This is a genomic window from Candidatus Nitrospira allomarina (assembly GCF_032050975.1).
GTDB classification, from domain to species: domain Bacteria; phylum Nitrospirota; class Nitrospiria; order Nitrospirales; family UBA8639; genus Nitrospira_E; species Nitrospira_E allomarina.
This window is the reverse complement of sequence record NZ_CP116967.1, coordinates 2,538,055-2,557,975: the sequence shown is the minus strand read 5'-3', so window position 1 is coordinate 2,557,975 and position 19,921 is coordinate 2,538,055. Positions and strand designations below refer to the sequence as shown.

General features: G+C 49.5%; 16 protein-coding genes. 3 read left to right on the top strand and 13 right to left on the bottom strand.

The features are described from left to right. The first annotated feature begins 198 nt into the window (after positions 1-198). Both nhaA and PP769_RS11310 read left to right on the top strand, forming a co-directional pair. A complete protein-coding gene (gene nhaA / locus PP769_RS11315) occupies positions 199-1,563 on the top strand; it encodes a Na+/H+ antiporter NhaA (RefSeq protein WP_312640167.1) in 1,365 nt (454 codons plus the stop codon). A gap of 255 nt (positions 1,564-1,818) precedes the next feature. Continuing rightward, positions 1,819-2,568 (top strand): hypothetical protein, encoded by a 750-nt coding sequence (locus PP769_RS11310; protein WP_312640166.1) that lies wholly within the window; start codon positions 1,819-1,821, stop codon positions 2,566-2,568. A 392-nt stretch (positions 2,569-2,960) separates the two neighbouring features. Here PP769_RS11310 and PP769_RS11305 read toward each other — a convergent pair whose 3' ends face one another. From PP769_RS11305 to PP769_RS11260, 10 genes are all read right to left on the bottom strand, one after another. Further along, positions 2,961-4,172 (bottom strand): glycosyltransferase, encoded by a 1,212-nt coding sequence (locus PP769_RS11305; RefSeq protein ID WP_312640165.1) that lies wholly within the window; start codon positions 4,170-4,172, stop codon positions 2,961-2,963. Between the two features lie 426 nt (positions 4,173-4,598). Next, positions 4,599-5,696 (bottom strand): molybdenum ABC transporter ATP-binding protein, encoded by a 1,098-nt coding sequence (modC, locus tag PP769_RS11300; RefSeq protein ID WP_312640164.1) that lies wholly within the window; start codon positions 5,694-5,696, stop codon positions 4,599-4,601. Then, positions 5,693-6,376 (bottom strand): molybdate ABC transporter permease subunit, encoded by a 684-nt coding sequence (gene modB, locus PP769_RS11295; protein ID WP_312640163.1) that lies wholly within the window; start codon positions 6,374-6,376, stop codon positions 5,693-5,695. Before modB ends, modC begins: the two co-directional genes overlap by 4 nt. Before the next feature lie 67 nt (positions 6,377-6,443). After that, positions 6,444-7,208 (bottom strand): molybdate ABC transporter substrate-binding protein, encoded by a 765-nt coding sequence (gene modA / locus PP769_RS11290; protein ID WP_312640162.1) that lies wholly within the window; start codon positions 7,206-7,208, stop codon positions 6,444-6,446. 82 nt (positions 7,209-7,290) lie between these two features. Further along, positions 7,291-8,796 carry an alginate export family protein gene (locus tag PP769_RS11285; protein ID WP_312640161.1) on the bottom strand — a complete coding sequence of 502 codons (1,506 nt, stop codon included), beginning with the start codon at positions 8,794-8,796 and terminating at the stop codon, positions 7,291-7,293. Between the two features lie 356 nt (positions 8,797-9,152). Next, positions 9,153-9,371, bottom strand: coding sequence for a hypothetical protein (locus tag PP769_RS11280; protein WP_312640160.1), 219 nt, complete (start codon positions 9,369-9,371; stop codon positions 9,153-9,155). Between the two features lie 132 nt (positions 9,372-9,503). Next, positions 9,504-10,628 carry an efflux RND transporter periplasmic adaptor subunit gene (locus PP769_RS11275; RefSeq protein ID WP_312640159.1) on the bottom strand — a complete coding sequence of 375 codons (1,125 nt, stop codon included), beginning with the start codon at positions 10,626-10,628 and terminating at the stop codon, positions 9,504-9,506. Positions 10,629-10,640: 12 nt separating this feature from the next. Beyond that, positions 10,641-13,799: an efflux RND transporter permease subunit gene (locus PP769_RS11270; protein ID WP_312640158.1), complete on the bottom strand. Its 3,159-nt coding sequence runs from the start codon at positions 13,797-13,799 to the stop codon at positions 10,641-10,643. Further along, a complete protein-coding gene (locus PP769_RS11265; protein ID WP_312640157.1) occupies positions 13,800-15,218 on the bottom strand; it encodes a TolC family protein in 1,419 nt (472 codons plus the stop codon). It lies immediately after the preceding gene. Between the two features lie 178 nt (positions 15,219-15,396). After that, entirely contained in the window at positions 15,397-15,738 is a 342-nt protein-coding gene (locus PP769_RS11260) for a PadR family transcriptional regulator (RefSeq protein ID WP_312640156.1), read from the bottom strand. Positions 15,739-16,659: 921 nt separating this feature from the next. Between PP769_RS11260 and sixA the strand changes: the two genes are divergently transcribed. After that, entirely contained in the window at positions 16,660-17,157 is a 498-nt protein-coding gene (gene sixA, locus PP769_RS11255; protein WP_312640155.1) for a phosphohistidine phosphatase SixA, read from the top strand. 103 nt (positions 17,158-17,260) lie between these two features. On the opposite strand, the gene PP769_RS11250 is transcribed toward sixA, so the two are convergent. The 3 genes from PP769_RS11250 to PP769_RS11240 form a co-directional block, all read right to left on the bottom strand. Continuing rightward, entirely contained in the window at positions 17,261-17,653 is a 393-nt protein-coding gene (locus PP769_RS11250) for a bactofilin family protein (RefSeq protein WP_312640154.1), read from the bottom strand. 263 nt (positions 17,654-17,916) lie between these two features. Continuing rightward, the gene (locus PP769_RS19845) at positions 17,917-19,014 is read right to left on the bottom strand and encodes an inorganic phosphate transporter (RefSeq protein ID WP_312640153.1); all 1,098 of its coding nucleotides are present in this window, start codon (positions 19,012-19,014) and stop codon (positions 17,917-17,919) included. Positions 19,015-19,070: 56 nt separating this feature from the next. Continuing rightward, entirely contained in the window at positions 19,071-19,688 is a 618-nt protein-coding gene (locus tag PP769_RS11240) for a DUF47 domain-containing protein (protein WP_312640152.1), read from the bottom strand. Positions 19,689-19,921 lie beyond the last annotated feature (233 nt).

Genomic DNA, 19,921 nt, shown 5'->3' with positions numbered 1-19,921 from the left:
CAGGGTTTGTCATGCATGGACTCACCCGATTCTGGAATGAAGGCAATTCCGCAACACAGACGAATTGGTCTGACCTCAACAAACAAATTATGCCAAGACTTCTCAACGAGTTTAGTGGAATGATGGGTAGCCGAGTGTCAAAGAAATCCGCAGAAGTATCCCAATTTTGAGCAACAACTTTCCAGGACTTTCGATTCCATGGATTTAGTCAAGGAAGCCAAACAATCCGTTAAAAGCCGACCAGTGGAAAAACTCCTTTCGCCCCTGGAGGAATTCACCAAACAGAATGCCTCCGGTGGTATCGTTCTTTTGGTTTGCACCGGAATCGCCCTGGTCTTCGCCAATTCAGCCTATAGCGATCATTTTTCGGCATTTTGGAAGCTGCCTTTTACCATTGGCTTTGGCACCTATGTACTAGAAAAACCACTATTACTGTGGATCAATGACGGATTGATGGCCATTTTCTTTTTCGTCATTGGACTCGAAATTAAACGGGAAATATTGGTCGGAGAATTATCCCAACCCCGTCAAGCCTTTGTTCCCATTGCGGCGGCTTTGGGCGGAATGGTTCTTCCCGCTGCGATGTATCTTCTGCTTAATATTCAGACCCCTTATAGCTCAGGTTGGGGAATTCCCATGGCCACCGATATTGCTTTTGCCATTGGCCTGCTGGGTCTATTGGGCTCAAAGATTCCCTTTTCGGCTAAAATTTTCTTGACGACCTTGGCTATCGTTGACGATCTCGGAGCTGTTCTCGTTATTGCCTTTTTCTATACCTCGGACATTTCATGGATCAGTCTTGGGACCGGCTTGGGATTTTTAGTAATCCTGATAACTGCAAACCGGTTGGAAATCCGTTCTCCATTTATTTATGGCCTATTCGGAATTGGTGGCCTTTGGTTGGCGTTTCTTTTTTCTGGTCTTCATCCCACGATTGCCGGTGTGCTTGCGGCTTTTACGATTCCAGCCACATCTGCCATGACCAAAAAGGAATTTGCCCATAAAAGCGAAAAATTCAGCCAGGAATTTAAAAGGGCTGAAGTTCCGGGGGTTTCAGTATTGGAAAATAAAGACCAGACACAAGCAGTCCATGCACTGGAAACGGCCAACGATTTGATCCAACCTCCCCTTCAAAAACTCGAACATGTTCTCTACCCATGGGTCACATTTGCCATCATGCCTATCTTTGCTCTCGCTAATGCAGGAGTGGTAATTACCACCGACTCTTCTTCACTCATCAGCAATACCCTCTCTTTAGGAATTGGGTTGGGATTATTACTTGGCAAGCCCTTGGGCATTTGCCTTGGAGCCTGGTTGGTGGTCCGGTTTGGCAATTCTGATCTTCCATCCCACCTTCATTGGCCTCAAATCATTGGTTTGGGATTTATGGGGGGTATTGGGTTTACCATGGCCATTTTCATTGCAACGTTGGCCTTTCGCGAACCTTCCGATCTACAAACGGCAAAATTAGCCATTTTAATAGCATCCTGCCTCTCTGCCTGTATCGGCTTACTCCTGTTATCGAAATCAACTAAAACGCCCAACGGGAATCGGACCTCCTAGCGGTAACTCAGAGTTCCCTCCCTCTTTTTATTTCTCCAAGTCCGTTTTCTCTTACTTCCTGAATTTCAAACCCAGGGTTTTCTTCAGGTCTCCCATGAAGAAAAATTGAGTATATTCGAATGTCTGTATTGACCCTTAACTAAAAATTAACAGAAGGAGCGTTTCATGCCTTTCACGACCGAATTTCAAAAAACGTCAATGACGCCATCGACACAAGGTTCCAGGGGATGCTTAGGTCTATTTGGAATGTGCTGTTTGACTGGATGTCTGGTGCTTTCCGGTGTGGTGTTTGCCCATGAAGGAAATACCACGAAAGGCAATGAATCCCTGTCCGGGGAGCGTGTCATAACTGGAACTGTGGAAGAAGTCAGAGGGGAACAGGCCAAGGTAGACACAGGGGAAGGTCAACCTCGTTATCTACCCATGAATCTCCGTGAGGAGAAAGGGCTTCCTGCTTTGAAAAATGGGGATCGGGTTGAAATAACCGTCAACGATCAAAACCTGATTGTAGATGTTCATCTGGCAGGAGAAGAGTCCCATCATCGAAAGGTCCATGGTGTTTTGGCCCAGCCACTGGTAACCGGCCACGAAAAGGCCGTCATTCAGGTGAAGGAGGGTCAGCAGGAATCGCATAAGATCAGTTCAATGGCCAGGAGCAAAGTGGCGTCCATTCCCGTTGGCGCAGATGCCACGTTCCTTATTGATGAAATGGACCAGATCGTTGACGTCACATTTGAGAACCAGGCCACAGTGGACAAAGCCCAACATCTTCAAGAAAAAAAATCTCCCTTAAAAGGGAATTTCAAAAAGGTTTCAGGAGTTCTGAAACAACCCCTGAAAGATAATATGATTGCCGTTCAACCGGATGGAGAAAAAGAACATCAGTATGAAGTGCGTCCCCTGATTCAGGAAAAATTCAAAAAGCTTTCCTCAGGGCAAGAAGTCGTCCTATTTGTCGATGATGAAGATAAGGTCACCGATGTGGCTTTTGTGGAGAAAAATTAAGTTCTCTCCCCTGATTGTATGAAGCCAGTATATTGAGCAAAGCATGATGGTAGATGTGTTCTATTGGAAGGTGAAACCGGCATAAAGAAGAGCGCCAAACCCGAGAGATAGGACAAACACGAATGGATACATCTCAAACCGGTGCTTCCATTTTCATCTCAATCGAAAGGTGTTGGAATTATAGCCAGGAGGGTGTTGAAGACAGCACGCTCCTGGTTTTATAAATTCCGGTTGAACTTATTGCGCGAATGGCCGGAACCGTATGCCTGACCCTTTTCCTGTAGTTCATTTTTCCTTACCCGTCAAATTCTGTTAACTTTACCAGTTAAAAAACGTGGCGGCTGCCATACCGGGTGTCCCCGGCAGCATTTATACTGAACGAAAACCACGCCTCAATTAGTGCAGCCAATGCCGGTCCGTCCTTTCCATTGTCCCCCGATCTTTAACCAATAACGGCAAGCCGAGTCTACAGTCATTCCCAGGTAAAGAAAGGCGGCTATGGGCAACACCACACCATAGGTTGGAGCCAGTGCGTATAACCGCAAAGTGGGTTGAAACGTATACATCATGATAAGCCAAGCGAAGACCGCCGGCACTCCCGCCAAAGCACTTCCGTGAAATGGCCAGGTCAAAGCAACAAGCGGTGGGAGGAGATAGACCACCACCAGACCCATGACAGTACCCACAAGCATCAAAGGAGAATATTTCAGTTGAGTGTAGGCGGTCCGTTTTACCATGGCCCAGATATCATGAAGTCCCAAATAGGGACGAATGCTGTGCTCTGAATCCGTAAGACCCACCCAAATTTTTCCTACCCGCTTAATTGCCGTCCCAAGGGCACAGTCATCAATTACTTCACCCCGAATGGTTGCGATCCCTCCTATTTGAATCAGTGCACGATTCCGCACAAGGATGCAACCTCCAGCTGCGCCTCCGACAGTTGAATTGTGATCGTTAATAAGGGGAAAGGGATAGAGTTTTTGAAAAAAATACACAAATGCAGGAATCAGCAGCTTCTCCCAGGCATGTTGACAATGTAATCGGACCATGAGCGATACCAGATCAAGTTCCTCGAATTCGGCTTTACAAACCATCTCACGCAGATTTCCCCGACTGTGCTCGATGTCCGCATCCGTCAAATATCGATAGGCGGCATCGGGCCAGTGCTTCTCAGCATACTGCAATCCGGTATGTAGAGCCCAAACCTTTCCCAGCCATCCAGAGGGCCGATTCTCGGCGACTTTTACAGTCAGGCGTGCTCCACACGGGTGATCGATAGCAAGCTGACGTGCAATGTCGCCGGTATGATCCTCACTTTGATCATCCACCATCACCACGTGAAATTTCCCTGGGTAGTCCTGCTCTAAAAGAGAGCGCAGCGTCCGTTCGATGACATCGGCCTCATTGCGGGCGGGAACAACAACGACGACGGTAGGCCATTGTGTGGTTTTGAAAGTAATTTGACCATCCCCACCGAGTCGCTGGTCGGCATACCAGAAGCGGCCATGCCCAAACGAAAGGTAGAGCCAGGTTACTAAGGAAAGCGTTGTGGCCAAAAAGAGGTAGTCCTCGAGATAGGAAAAAGGGATAGGCCAAAAACTCATAGAACCTCCAAACAGAAAATTTCATACGATCATCAATCATGTGAGTTCACTCAAGCACCAGTGTTTTTTGCTTCGTTTAAGTCTTGTCTCCGTAAAAAGTGTTACAAAAACAGTGGTGCAGTTCACTCAGCAGCGAGAGACCATTCATTTCCGTGATATTACTATCCCACGACATTCTACATGTGACAACCGGAAGGGCGACAATGGCTTCCATCCCTTTCTTGGCATTCAACGTGCCATACTCCTAGGCCGTCAGGTGATCCTCCAGCTACTTGTAATATCCCTGTGACCATCATCTACCACCATTGTTGAGGGCACTCATCCATCGGAACAGTCTGGATTCCACTTTAGCACTCTGGATTGAAACCAAGGGAAATAAACGTGTTGCCATACGTATCGGAAACGAACTTTGGAAGAATGGCGCATTTAGTCCAGAGAATCGTGGGTAAGGGCCACGGCTTTGATTTGGGCGTGGACTTTTTGACCGGGGTGGAGTCGGAGGGTCGCTAATGATTTTCGGGTGATGGTGGCCAGCAAGGGACAACCAATATCCAATTTGATATCGACAAAGGGTTGTCCGGACTCGATGGGGCCGATTTCCAGGACCGTCGCCTCTAACACATTCAGCACACTGGTTTGGAATGCAGGAGGGCTTGCCACAAGACTGACATCCCGGGCAAGAATTTGCACTCGTAATGATTCTCCTATGGATGAATGTTGATGGGGTACTGACAGTTGACCGCCGGAAAAATTGAGAGTGGTGAGCCCGAATTCCACATCATGCCCCGCCACATGAGTGTCAATGACTGCACCAATGTGGCTGTCCGGGATGACGCGACGACTGCCTACTTGAGAAAACACTTCAGCAAGTGGCCCGATTGCAGCCACGCTCCCCTCCTTCAGCAGGATGAGAGTCCTGGCGAGTTGTACCACTTCATGTAGAGCATGACTCACATAGATAATGGGTATCCTGAATTCCTTATCCAGCCGTTGGATAAATGTCATGATCTCCCGCTTTCGTTGAACATCAAGGGAGCTGAGCGGTTCATCCATGAGGAGCAGGCGCGGGCTGGTTAATAATGCGCGGCCAATGGCCACTCGTTGCTGTTCCCCGCCGGACAGATGGGTTGCCCTGCGTTCCAATAACGAGTCTAAACCCAGAATCGCGACAACCTGATCGAGTGAAATGCGGCGCTCCGATTCCGGTATCCGTTTCCATCCATATAATAAGTTCGATCGGACGCTCAAGTGAGGGAACAACCGAGGCTCTTGAAATACGTAACCAACCGGACGTTCCGAGAGCGGAAGAAAGATGTGTGTGGTTTCATCCTGCCAGACGTCCTCTCCCAGGGCGAGAAAGCCGGTCGGCGATCGTTCCAATCCGGCGAGACAGCGTAAGAAGGTGGTCTTGCCGCATCCCGAAGGACCGAATACGACCGTGATCCCTTCGGCGGGCACACTCGCCTTCACCTGCAATTGAAATGAGGGAAAGACTACCTCGAATCTGGCTGTCAACTCGCTCATGAGACATGGATAGGCAAACGGCGGTTCACCGAATAGACCAGAAGAAGAACCAGAAATGAAAAGACAAGTAATCCTGCCGATAGGACATGAGCCTGGCTATATTCCAAGACTTCCACATGATCGTAAATGGCAATAGAGAGTACCTTCGTTCTTCCTGGAATATTCCCTCCCACCATCAAAACCACACCAAATTCGCCAAGGGTATGAGCGAATCCAAGAACAATCGCCGTGAGATAGCCGCGAGAGGCCATGGGGGAAACTATGGTAAGAAATGTGTCGAGCTTTGAGGCTCTGAGCGACCAGGCCGCCTCTAACGGCTTTCGCCCGATCGCCTCAAAGGCGCTATGCAAGGGTTGAACGACGAAAGGAAGTGAATACAACGCTGATGCTATGACCAATCCGGTGAATGTAAACGAAAGGGCGGATCCGGTTATCGCCTGTGAGGCGCTCCCGATCCATCCATGAGGACCCAATAAGACCAGCAAATAAAATCCGAGCACGGTGGGTGGCAAAACAAGAGGCATCGCGACAATTGCCTCGATCGCCGTCCTGGCGCGGGATCGGGTATGTGCAAGCCACCAGGCAATGGGAGTCCCAATGATCAAAAGTACGATCACCGTCACCCCGGCCAAATGCAAGGTCAGCCAGAGAGGCCCTAAATCCACCTCAGATAATGTCATGGCTCCCTATTTAGCATTATCACCTTTGGAATGAAAGTTCTTTTCTCAATGATCGATGTGAAGGTGATTATGGCAGTCCATAGCCGAATCGTTCAATAATAGCCCGGCCTTTATCTCCTTTGATAAAATCCAAAAATGTTCTGGCACCAGCATGATTCTGTCCAGTCCCTAACAGGACCGCTTCTTGTTCAAGTGATTCGTGAAAGGAAGTTGGCACATCCCACCGGCTGCCGCTCCCGTTGATTTTGGAATCCAATACTTGGGAAAGCGCCACAAATCCAAGCTGTGCGTTCCGGGAAAACACAAATTGAAACGCTTGTCCGATGTTTTCCCCCTGAACGATCCGATCCGTGAGGGATTCCCAAAGACCCATCTTCTTGAGTGTTTGTTGGGCAGCCCTGCCATAGGGCGCGGTTTTTGGATTGGCAATGGCCAGATGATCGAAGTGGCCCTTCGACAGGACGGTTTGTCCATCCCCATGCACCATGTTCGAATCAGGACTCCATAGGGTTAGACGTCCCACGGCATAAACAAAACGGCTACCCTTGACCGCCAGTCCTTCAGCTTCCAACAATTCCGGGCGCTCAGCATCTGCTGAAAGGAAGACATCGAACGGGGCACCGTTTTTGATTTGTGCATACAATTTTCCACTCGACCCGGAACTGACCACAACCGTATGTCCGGTGTCTATCTGAAAATTCGTGACAATGACGTTTAGGGTGGTCAAAAAATTTGCCCCAACGGCCACCCGCACTTCTTCGGCTACCGCTACCGATATGAAACCGGAACAAAAGACCACAAAAGGCAAAACATAGATTTGAAAAAACATCATGCATCTCCTAACATCATAAGTGCCGCCAGATGGTTCCTTTTTCAAAGAGCAGGCTGACTCCGCTTAGGGACTGATAGCCTTTTCACAATCTGATGCGCATGGAAAGATAAAAATAATCCGTATCCTTGTTCCCACCCTGAGGTAGATTCGCCGAATCCGGAAGCCGATCGAAATACGATCCTTTAAACCAATGAACGTATCCGGCATCGAAGTCCAGATTTTGGCTGACAATCCATGACACGCGTAATTCCAAATCCTGTCCTAAATAATTTCCTGCCCCTCCTGTGGGATCTTGTAAAAGAATCCCGCCATTCACGGCGCTGCCTTGGGCTAAGTACCAGAACCGATGCTTGATTTGCATCGTGACGCTGTTGGCAGGCTTTACAACCAGCCTCCAACCGGGAGAACTGACGTTGGATCGGAGAAATGGCCCAAAAATTCCCGTAGGCATGAAATCCCATCGCCGAGCCCCGAACAAAATATCAAAGGTTCCGCTTTGGCTTCCTCCCGGAGTCCTGGTGCCGCTGGAATAGGAATACTGCACCAAAAATTGAGGGGTCCAGGGCACATTAAACGTATAGCCGACTTGGGCATTGGGATTATAGGAAAAATGATCGACCTGACCTAATTGCCCGACTTGAACCGCCCCCTCCAATTCATAATCGAATTCACCAACTGCAGGATTTTTGTAAAGGCGAAATCCGTAGGTACCATACGTACGATGAAAATTTTTATTTTGTTGTCGTTGATCGTTGAGTCCGTAATAAAAGGCATTGATGTTCATCCATGGAATCTGAAGGTTTTCCACATAAGCACCCCAAAACAAAAACTTCTTATTCTGCTCGTCTAGTTGAACCTCGTCCCGAATGACCGGTTCAGTAATAAAAGCACGGAGTCGCCAATTATCTGGTTTCCCAATCTGCCAATGTAAACCGTCAAAGGCATTTGAAGTATTTCGGAAGTTATTGCGAGCGACATACCGACGGCTTCCCAGGTCCAGGGTCATGCGACCGAAATGCAGATCGGTTCGCAACCCGCTTCCTGCAACATTGTCTATGGTCAATGATCCGAATAATTGTAAAATATCCCATTTATCGACTGTTGTCGTATTGACAAACCCTCCAACCTGAGCTCCGTATTCGCGAGAATCCTGTCCTTCAAAAAGAAACCGTAATGGACCGTTACCCAACCCAAAACGCACCCTGGACCGGAGGAGCCACTGAGAATCCGTTCGCCCGCCTCCAATCTTTGCTGTGGATCTCCAGGGATGACTGACGCTTTCAAAACGCGTGCGGTTTTCAATCCCCAGGTCAACGAAATCCGGCAGACCCAACGCCGCTTTCAGATACCGATTCCATTGAGTCTCTTTGTCTCGGATCAGGACGGCATCCGCCGTTTCCTTCCAATTTATTCCATTCTGTGCTTCCGCCCGATCCTTTATCTGGACAAAAAACTCACCAAAAGCCGAACCCTTTTTAATTGCTGAAGAAGAGGGACTTGAAGACGCCGACTCGGCCGCCAAAACCACCGTGCAAGAAATGGCCATAGCCATGGCCATTCCCAATCCAGCCATTAGCCAAATTTTCACATTACTTGCCTTTTCTCATTACGACACATCCTTTCTTTTGTGTCAGAATGATCAAAGAATAAGAGGTCCCTCTTTTTAAAAGATCTCAGGTAATGTAATTTTAAAACTTCTTTATGTCAAGTTTAAATGACATGGATTATTTACCTTTTTCAATCATAAATGACATGGACAATTTTAAATTGCTGGTGAACCTTTTAGTAGGTTCGGAAAATCATGCGGATGAAATGTTTTGGGATAGGGACACCAAAGAGAGTCCCCCGATGATAGAATATTGAAAGAATTCACGCGGTCTGGTTACGCAGAAAATCGAGAGCAAGAAACACGATGAGACAGTCACTTGTGAAGGTGAGGGAAACTTATTTGAATGATTGTCTCCCTTCTTCGATGATATGCCACCCTGTATTTGTCATGATAAATTCGCTGACAGATCCGATGGGGACATCATGAGTGACAAATCGTTTCGGCCTCGGGGTATCCGCCGCATACCCCAGCAACGCAGCACTGCTTCTCACGCCATGCCCTTGAAATCTGGTGCCCATCCAAACTGTTCCCCCACGTAAAGACGCATCAGCCACCCTGTCTATTAGCTTTCCTCCGGAGTCCACGGAACGGGCACCACATATTTTCTTTGATTCGCATGCCGAAATTTCATCGTTAATAATGGAAACCTTTTTAAACAAAGCTGAGTTACGTACTGGTGTTGGCCCCTATTTCCCTGGGACCGGAATAATTTCCGTGCCAGGCCTGATTTCGTCAGTTCCCCTAATTACCACGAGATCACCAGATTGGAGGGTGCCAAACACTTCAACCATTGAACCACTTCTTGATCCCTTTCGGACGGGGATCCATTCCACCAGGTTTTCCTTGACCAACAGGACAAAGACGTTTTCCGTCGTGGTGACAACGGCCGTGGCCGGAACAAACAGGGTCGGACGAGAACGGCGAATCGGCCAGCGGACCTCCGAAAACATTCCGGCAGCCAGCCGCCGAGCCTGGTTATCCACATCCATTTCCACTGGCATGGACCGAGTTTTAGGGTCGACCGATTGAGCAATACGAGACACCACTCCCTGAAAAGTTTCCTCCGGATAGGCCGGCACGGTAAACGATACCGTTGCCCCTTTATCAATTGACCCCGCATAGGCTTCCGGAACTGGAACGATCAATCGTAAGTGAACAATCTGCTCTAACCGTAACAGCGCTGAGGCCTGACCGCTTCCACCATCCGGTCCCACCATCGCTCCCGGATGAATATTCCGTTGTGTGATCACTCCATCGAATGGGGTCACCACCCGCAAGTACTTTTCCATTTCTTGTAAGGATTGGAGACGGGCTGTCAGGGCTTCCTGATGGTGCTGGGCCAATTCCACATCGTTTCCAGCCACGATACCTGGCGTAGAGGCCGCGGCTTGAAGACGGGTATACGTGACGTTTGCCGCACGAAGTTCGGCTTCCGCTTCCCTCCTCTGAGCTTGCAACTCTGGCGCGCGTAATTGGATGAGAATATCCCCTTTCTTTACTTTTGCACCACGATCCACGCTGACGGATTCCACGATTCCCGTGATCTTTGAGGAAAGGTCGACGCTCAAAAAAGGAAGCAGTTCCCCCGGCAGGGGAATCGTCTCTTGCAAATATTGGCTGGAAACGGCCACCACTTCGATCGAAACCGGTTGATTACGGCTCGCGGGGAATTCTGGTATTTCCGATGGGGAGATTGTAGAGGAAGGGACTGATGGGTTCTGAGCCACACGACCGTCGTTGCTCATGACCATGACCCCTCCCGCAATAAGTCCGAATAATACCAGCCCGATTCCGATGATCTTGCGTGACATGGTTACTCCGGGTTAACTGGGAACCGTAACGTGCGAAGGTTCATAGTGGATACTGGTTGGATCATCTGGATCTAATGAAGGAGACTGGATGCCTCCCCGCTTTTCCAAAATCGCATACACGGCTGGCAAGATCAGCAAACTGGAGACGGTGGCGAACAACAACCCACCAATCACTGCCTGTCCGAGAGGGGCCACCTGCTCCCCTCCTTCCATGATGCCCATTGCCATCGGCAACATGCCAACCATCATAGCCAACCCGGTCATGAGGATCGGGCGAGCCCGGCTACATGCTCCTTCCCGAGCAGCTTCGAGCGAGGAGAGTCCTTGTCTCCGATGATGTTCGGCAAACGACACCAAAAGAATCGCATTCGCCACAGCCACCCCCGTGGCCATAATTTCCCCCAAAAACGACTGAATATTCAGTGTGGTCCCGAAAAGTGTCAGGGCAAGCACGACTCCCATCAATACGGCAGGCGTCGTCAGCAAAACTACCAAGGCGCTTCGCCAGGATTGAAAATTTGCGGCTAAGAGCAGGAAAATCGTCAGCAATGCCAGAACTAATCCCAGTTGAAGGTTAACGAACATCTCCCTCATTGGGGCGATTTGCCCTCGAACGTCCACCCGAACCCCTTTCGGAGGTGGGCCGACCCGATTTAACGCGACCTCAATATGGTCCGCTGCCCGTCCTAAATCTTCTCCCGTCACATTAGCCACAATCGTGACCATTCGTTGCATGTTATACCGTGCATACTCTCCAATAGAGGTTCCGGGAACGACCTCCGCCACGTCACGAAGCAAGGGTCCACGCCCCCCTTCCAACTTCACCGGAAGATTGAGCATATCCTGTACGGACTGAAATTCCGATTGGGGAATTTCCACCTGCACCTGATAGGCTCTTCCAGATTGGGGATCACGCCAATACATCGGTTCCACAAAACGAGTTGAGGAAGTCGCCGAGACCACCGCCCTGGCCACCTCACCGGCCGTCACCCCAAGCTGGCCTGCCCGCACCCGATCCACGCGCACGGCCAGGGTGGGATAATCCAGGGGTTGTCCAAAGCGCAGATCACGGATGGCAGAAAGATGCGAAAGTTCCTCTCGCACTCGTTCCGCATACGCCCGGTTAGCCTCCATATTCGGTCCGCTCATCGCGATTTCAATTGGGGTTGGAGATCCCATGTTCATGACCTGCGTGACGATATCGCCGCTCTCAAAGGTATAACGCGTTCCGGGAAAACGCTTGGGTAAAAGTTCCCTCAATCGTTCTTTCACCTGCTCCAGGGAAACATCGGAACCCCGTTTCAGCGCCACCAACAAGACTGCTTCATGAGGTCCGCTGCTCCACATATACAGGGTATTCACCGGATAACTCGATGGATGAACGCCCACAAACCCCAAACTAATATTTATCTGCTCAGGGCCGATTTCCTGTTTAATCGTTTCTAGAATTTCCTTCGTCAACATCTCCGTTCGTTCGACACGCGTTCCATCCGGAGCCAGAATTCGTAATTGAAATTGTCCGGTATCGACCCGCGGAAAGATATCCGATCCCAACTTGGCACCTAAAACTCCCACGGTCGCCATACTGAGCAGCATATAGCCGATGAGGATCAGCCCTTTATGGCTCAATGTCCAGTTCAGTGCATTGATGTACCAGGCCGGCATGGTCGGACATCCTCTTCCCTCGGCCTTGGGATGGCCGCCCAATAGCCATACAGCCAGGACGGGCACTAAAGTCGTGGAAAGAATATAAGAGGCTGCCATGGCAAAGCCCAAGGCCAATGCCAACGGCACAAACAAGGCTTTGGCCACGCCACTCATGAAAAAGGACGGAAGAAACACGGCTAAAATACTCAGCATAGACAGGAGAAGAGGCATCACCACTTCACCACGTGAATCCTTGACGGCCCTCCCCAGACTCTTTCCACGAGACAAATGGGCGTGCACATTTTCAATCGTGACCGTGGATTCATCCACCAAAATACCCACTGCCAGGGCCAAGCCCCCTAACGTCATAATATTGATGGTCTGTCCTGTTGCCCACAAAGCCACCACGGCGGATAAGAGAGCAAATGGAATCGTCATGACGACTATCACCGAACTCCGCCAACTCCGGAGGAAAAGCCACACCACTAATCCCGTTAAAACCGCTCCCAGCACACTTTCTACGACAACAGCCTTGACCGCATTGGTAACATAGGTTGATTGATCGAATTCAAAACTAATCTGAATATCGTCAGGCACGGAGTCCCGAAAGGTCGGGAGCGAGGCTTTAATACGATCCACTACAGCCAAGGTGGAGGCATCGGCCCGTTTGGTGACCGGGATATAGACCGTGCGTCGCCCGTTCACCATGGCATAACTGGTGACAATGTCCTCTCCATCTTCCACGGTTCCCACGTCTTTCAAAAAGACCGTGGGCCCTGACCCCAATCGAATAGGCAGATGTTCCAATTCTGTAATGTTTTCGACAACAGAATTCACAGGGGTCAAATAGGCCAAATCTCCTATGCGAACATTTCCCGCCGGCATGAGCATATTACCGGTTCGTACGGCTTGAACCACTTCCTCCGGAGACATGCCGAATGCACGCAACCGTTCCGGATTCACCTTAATCACAATGGTTCGAGCTGTCCCTCCAAATGGCGGAGGGGCAGACACTCCAGGGACCGCGGAAAACATCGGTCGCACTCTGAACAAGGCGAGATCTTGAATTTCTTTCAGGCTCCGAGACTGACTCGTAAAAACCAAATAGCCCACCGGCACGCTTCCGGCATCAAATCTCGAAATAAAAGGCGGCACGGTGCCGGGAGGCATAAACGCGCGGGATCGATTCACATAGGCGACCGTCTGCGCCAAAGCCTGGTCCATATCCGTATCCGGATGGAAAAACAACTTCATCAATGCGGCACCCTGGATGGACTTGGATTCGACATGCTCAATCCCGGTGATATAAAGGAAATGATATTCATAGAACGAGACCAAATAGGCCTCCATTTGGGCCGGATCCATGCCACCATAGGGTTGGGCGACATAAATGGCAGGAAGTCCCAGATTCGGGAAGATGTCGATGGCCATCCGTTTGACCACCAGATATGAAAATAAGGCCATGGACGCGACCAGCACCATAATGGTCAGAGGTCGCCGAAGGGCAAAGAGAAGCAGCTTCATTTAATGGCCGGGTGAAGAAGGGGAGGGGCGCGCAAGCCGTAAAATTTCTGACAGCTCGCCCTGAACCCCGGATAAGGCCAACAGGGCTTTCCACACGCCAAGGCGCGCGCGCGCATCATCCACGGCGGCCTGAACAACCAGCCGTTGCGCCTCAGAAACCTCCACGACTGTAGCTAGCCCGACTTTAAATTGCGCAGCGGCTTGGGCTTCCGTCAAGCGAGCGGCTTGAAATTGGATGGGTGTGTTTTCGGCAATGAGCTTGGTACTCTCAACAAGCGATCGAGCCTTCACCTGCTGCGCCGTCAGCTCTTGAATCACGCGATCGTAGCGAGCCATTTCCGCCAGATTGCGATAATGCGCCTGTTGCTTTTGCGCCCGGATGTTTGAAAAATCCAACAGGGAAAAGGTCGCCGTCAGACCAACCGCCCAATTCGGCACATCCGGTAATAACCCGTCCCCTCCGCCACCTCGATTCCCTTGATTATCCCATCCGCTCCCACGGCCAAAAAAGCTGCTCTGCACATTGAATTTCGGCACCCATGCCTGCGCCAAGGCTTCTTCCCGTTTTTTGGGAATATCGGCTGCGGCTTTTTGGACTAGTGCCAAGGGATGCTGTGAGGGATCTTTTTTTTCCGAGACAGATCCTTGAGGGAAGGCTTTCAGCACCGGATCGCCGATCGAAATTTGACCACCAGCTATCCCGAGCGCCTGAGCCAAAGTGGCCATTCGTGATCGTTCAACCTGCTCTGCTTCCAATAGGTGAGTGCGTGCAACTGCCGTCTCGGCTTGAGCACGCGATCCATCAACTCCCGCCCGCAATTGATTGCGGACGAGAACCTCGACGGTCTTAGCAAAGACAACCCGACGTTCCAAATTGGCTTGAAGGGCCTGGCGAGCCTCCTGGGCCATGATGACATCGATATAGGCGTCTCCGACAGCCAAAGCCACTTCAAGCTGGGTAAGGGTGATAAAGGCTTTCGAATGACGCTCCATGGTCTGGGCGGTACTCACCTGGGCCGACCGCAAACCAAAGTCAAAGGGTTCCCATGCCAGCAGAATACCGGCGGCACTGCCCCAGCCACTACTATAGGCACTTCGTCCTAAATCAGGACCGGAAATCGGTTGAAAAAAGGAATTCGGGAAAAACATCCCGGAAACATTATTAAAGGTCGATCGAGTCCCTTGAACGCCGATTTCCATCCGTGGGAGATAGTTTGTCTCTGCCAAGTCGATGCCGGATTGAGCTTCCTTTTGCTTAGCTAAGGATTCCCGTACCGCAGGATAATGATTCAAGGCATATTCAATGGCTTGCAGCAGGGTCAGTTGAGTGGACAACTGTTCAGGCTGCTGAGCATGACAAGCCTCTATGGCCACATGAAAACAAAAAATGATTGCCAGGAAGGTTGGCCACAAATTCATTGAGGTGTCCTTTTTTTATAGTTATGGTGACCATTGATCATTTAGGTGGTGAGGAATGCCCCCAAGATGAGCCTAGATGAGTTTGGAACACTTCTTTCTCTTTTCATCCTTCCTGTACACCCTTAATTCATATCACTGGATTGATGGATGAGTAGCCGTTTCCAGCAGTCTCCTTTCGTCAAATCGTTTCTCGATTCATGACCTCTTCTGTTAGTTCTCGTATTTGCTGTCGGGCTTGAGCTAAGGCCTGTCGGCCGGATCTGGTAATGGTATAGGTTCTTCGGCGGCGTCCCGATTGAAGCTCCAGTTGGCATCGGAGATATCCTGCCGCTTCCAGTCCGTGCAATGTTGGATAAAGGGTGCCCGGACTCAGCTGGTAACCGTGGCTAGCCAATTCCTGAGCCAAATCAACCCCACAGACGGGCTCCTCAGCGGCATGATGCAAAATATGGATTTTAACGAAACCCAGGAAAAATTGTCGCACCATGCGCCGGGTAGGCTCGTAACTAGTGGTTGGCATAAAGACTTCAGTTAGGGAAATAAGCTTCTGCTATCATTTATCGATATCGATTTTCGATACTATTAGCTCAAATTCCCTAATTGTCAAGATGGTTATTACACGTCGCATGCGCAAGGAGCAGACGAAACTAGATCATCTCGCCGTTAGAAATTCTTCCCTATAACAACCATCCCCAAAGCATACGGTGCCTGTATCTTTGGGCTATGAGCTTGTTTACTTTCTTTCCCTGATTATGATGCCCTCTGATCATGAAAGGTTTATCTCACATGTCTGTCTCTTTAATACCCAGGCGACCCTTCATCATCTTTGGCAATACGTATGCTGTGTTGACTTATGTCAGGCCATTCGACATGGATTCTTGGTTTGGCCTCACACTGACACATAATTTGATTGATCGGCGTTGAAAAAACGCACGCGGGTTCCCTAATCATATACCTTCACTTTGTCGGGTTCATGAAAGGCTGAAATTGCCTTGAAACCTCAGACAGGAAACTAGCGTTGTCCTGTCTGCGCTAGTTATCACCTACTCGCCCCTGTTTTCTTTTATCTTCTTTGGCGCGCCACATATCGATATCCCACGAGAATCGCGATGTAGATGTATGTAATTGTAGTGTTATCAAAGATTACCGTCCCCGTCGCCGGAGCAGTGGTAAATGGGGCCAAAATCCTGGGCTTGTGGGTTTTCCGCCCAAACTGTTTGGCGGAAAAATGCCATGACGTTGCATTGCCCCTTTCTATTGTTGCCTTCGTTGCGCGATTTCAATTACAAGTGAATACTTTCTGTGTATCCTCATTGGGGTTCCTGGTCCTCAGTTTCACCTTGGCAATTTTTAACTTTTGTAGAGCCTGTAGAGTTGTTATTTTTGAGGTATGATAACCGGCATGGTCGCCTTTAATGGGTCAACACAAGGAGATGTTCATATGAATTGTCTTTTATTGCGCCATGGCATTGCTGTTAATCCAAATGAATGGGACCACTCTGAACGGGAACGCCCTCTGACCAAAGAAGGTATAGCCAAAACTGAACAGGTCGCTGCAGGGCTCAAACGGATTGGAGTGAAGCCCACACACCTCTTGTGCAGTCCATTAATCCGTACGCAACAAACCGCTGAGATTACCAAGGAGGCTCTACAGATCAAGTCAACCATTCAGCTATGCCCTGAGCTGGTCTATGATCAATCCCCTACGCTGGTTTTCGCTATTTTACAAAGATTGCCAGGGGATGCCTTCATCATGTGCGTCGGACATGAACCTCATCTTGGCCAAACAGCCGCATTGATGATTTTTGGAAAGAACAGCCCAGGCCTTTCGGTTAAAAAGGCCGGAGGTTGTCTTATTTCTTTTGATGGAAACGTCGAAGTAGGGCGAGGAAATTTAGAATGGTGGATGGCCCCTGCGCAGCTCAGAGCGCTACGCTAAGGGCCTTGTGGACGACACCATATTCACCACTCGTCAACCTTATGAAGAATAGAACAATAGCCTTTCCATGCCTTGGCTGGCACTCGATGTATTGGCTAATGAATTATGAGACCGCAGGGCGCACCATTCCCATTTTCACCAGTCCATTGACAAAGACGCCTTCTTCTAGCAGAAAAACCGGGGCATCGATTTTCCCTTCCAATGTCGCTGGGGCCAGCAACTGTATCTTCTGCAGAGCGACGAAGTCCCCACGAAGAGGACCCTGTGCGACAATGTCTTTAGCCTTAACTGTGGCTTCAAGCTTTCCATCTTTTCCCACCTGAATCAGATCACTCCCATAAATCTCCCCCTCAACAAATCCATCGATTCGCGCCATCCCCTGGACTTTCAACACACCGCTCAATCGGCACTTTTGGCCTAAATACATTTGATAACCTTCCTCTTCAAGTCCAACCGTTGAAACCTCCAATGAGACTGTCTGATAGGATTCGGCCATAACTCCTCCTTATGGTTACAATGCCGCGAATTGTGTGAAAGGGAACTCGCGACTCATCCGTTTGAACACGTCAGAGTAAAGGGAGCGATGCGAAAGGAACCATTCCCAAATAGAGGGACCGTAGTAGCAACTTCAGACAACCAATTTCTTGAGACGAAATCGATGGGACTGTATCCACAAAACCGGGCAGGTCAAGGATTCTACAAAAGAAGGACAGACAGAGAAAAGAAGAAAAAAGATATGCCCAAACGTCAAGATTTAAGTCACAGGAATTCGTTACCTATCAATTCAGCAACAACAGATTCCTGATGCGACGTGCCAACAGACTCTTGAGATTCACAGAAGATAAAGTAACACCGAACAACTAGAAAAATGCAGACAGCAGGAGGTAAAAAGCCACGGCCAAGAATGCCGAACCGGGAAGCGTAAAGACCCACGCATAGGCAATTCTCCTGGTAACACCCCAACGAACCGCCGACAATCGATTCACCGCCCCCACGCCCATGACTGAAGAAGTAATCGTGTGAGTCGTGCTGACAGGCAATCCAATATGGGCGGTAACCATCAACACGACACCGGCTCCGGTTTCGGCGGCGAACCCATGGACAGGATCCAACTTGGCAATTCGCATCCCCAGAGTTCGAATAATCTTCCATCCTCCTAGGGCCGTTCCCAGGCCCATAGAGAGTGCGCAGGAGATTATAACCCATTTGGGCACTTCCGCAGAAGGAATATGTCCGGCAGAAAGAAAGCAAAGCCAGGGTAATGATTCCCATCGCTTTTTGTGCATCATTGGCTCCATGACTCAAAGCCATAAACCCCGCTGACAACAATTGAAGACGTCGAAACAACCTCATGGCCCTTCCTCGCGACGCCCGAAAAAACGCCCAGCTCAACCCAACCATGAGTACAAAGGCCGCAAGAAACCCCAATAAAGGAGAAGAGACCATCGCTTCCATGACCTTTATCAATCCGGCACCCTGCAACACCTCGACACCACCATGAATAAAACCTGCACCGACCATGGCCCCAATCAAGGCATGGGAGGAACTGGAAGGCAACCCCATATGTAAGGTAATAAAATTCCAAACGATAGCTCCCCCCAATGCGGAAATAATGACCACATCATTGATCGCGGCAGGATCGATAATTCCGTTTCCTACCATCTTGGCTACCGCGGTAGACATAAAGGCCCCGATTACATTCAGGATACCGGCAAAAAGAACAGCCAAGACGGGGCTCAGGACTCGAGTGGACACGACGGTGGCTACGGCATTGGCACTATCATGCCAACCATTTGAAAAATCAAACAGAAGTGCGAGGCCGATAATTAGAATGAGAAGTATGCTGAAATCGGCCACTGAAATGCTTTTGGGAAGGATATCAGAAATATAGAAAGGATTCGGCTAACACGTCACTATCCATGCTTGAGTGCGATCCGCTCCAGGACATTCACCACATCCTCACACGAATCGGTGCCCATCTCAAAATTTTCGTAGATCTCTTTCCACTTCATCACCGTCTTGGGATCCGCTTCCTCTTCAAATAACCGGGAGATCGCTTCTCGGCTCACCCGATCAGCTTCGTTTTCCAGGCTATGGACTCGAATGGCACAGTCCTTCATATCCCAGTTTTGAAGACGAAGAAGATCAATCCCCTTCCCGACTTCTAAAGCAGCATCATGAAGGATTTCGGACAACCTGAGTGCCGTGGGCGTCGGATGGTCAATTTTAAACACCATGAACAATTCCGCCACCGCATCAATTTCGTCCAGAATATCATCGAGCGCGCTGGCCAATGCGTGAATATCTTCCCGATCTAACGGGGTAATAAACGTTTTATTGAGTTTATACACAATGTCACGAGTGAGATCGTCACCCTTGTGCTCCAAATTTTTGATGTGTTGAATTTTTGTATGCGGTTCATCAAAGGACTTCATTAATACTTTCAAGCACTGCCCTGCTTCCACGACGTTTTGAGATGCTTGCTCGAATAAATCAAAAAACCCGCTTTCCCGAGGCATAAAACTAAACATAAGGAGTCTCCTTAAACTGGAAAGCGCAGAATGGTCAAATCTCGCCTTGGACTCTGCAGGCCAGGAATCACAATTTCCAAGCCGAAAACAGGTTAGCCTATCGATTATTCGTTTTTTTGGTGAGCAGATATTATGAAGTGACCCGCCATGATCTACAAGAAGAAGTCGACACCCTCAAACCGCAGCCCGACATTTTAACCTATGCTGGGGACCCCAAAATGCGCAAGTATCCC

Coding starts and splice junctions, on each gene's coding strand:
- modB (WP_312640163.1), bottom strand. CDS start 6,376: ATGACATTATCTGAGGTGGATTTAGGGCCTCTCTGGCTGACCTTGCAT.
- PP769_RS11240 (WP_312640152.1), bottom strand. CDS start 19,688: ATGTTTAGTTTTATGCCTCGGGAAAGCGGGTTTTTTGATTTATTCGAG.
- PP769_RS11250 (WP_312640154.1), bottom strand. CDS start 17,653: ATGGCCGAATCCTATCAGACAGTCTCATTGGAGGTTTCAACGGTTGGA.
- nhaA (WP_312640167.1), top strand. CDS start 199: ATGGATTTAGTCAAGGAAGCCAAACAATCCGTTAAAAGCCGACCAGTG.
- PP769_RS11305 (WP_312640165.1), bottom strand. CDS start 4,172: ATGAGTTTTTGGCCTATCCCTTTTTCCTATCTCGAGGACTACCTCTTT.
- PP769_RS11260 (WP_312640156.1), bottom strand. CDS start 15,738: ATGCCAACCACTAGTTACGAGCCTACCCGGCGCATGGTGCGACAATTT.
- PP769_RS11275 (WP_312640159.1), bottom strand. CDS start 10,628: ATGTCACGCAAGATCATCGGAATCGGGCTGGTATTATTCGGACTTATT.
- PP769_RS11265 (WP_312640157.1), bottom strand. CDS start 15,218: ATGAATTTGTGGCCAACCTTCCTGGCAATCATTTTTTGTTTTCATGTG.
- sixA (WP_312640155.1), top strand. CDS start 16,660: ATGAATTGTCTTTTATTGCGCCATGGCATTGCTGTTAATCCAAATGAA.
- modC (WP_312640164.1), bottom strand. CDS start 5,696: ATGAGCGAGTTGACAGCCAGATTCGAGGTAGTCTTTCCCTCATTTCAA.
- modA (WP_312640162.1), bottom strand. CDS start 7,208: ATGATGTTTTTTCAAATCTATGTTTTGCCTTTTGTGGTCTTTTGTTCC.
- PP769_RS11270 (WP_312640158.1), bottom strand. CDS start 13,799: ATGAAGCTGCTTCTCTTTGCCCTTCGGCGACCTCTGACCATTATGGTG.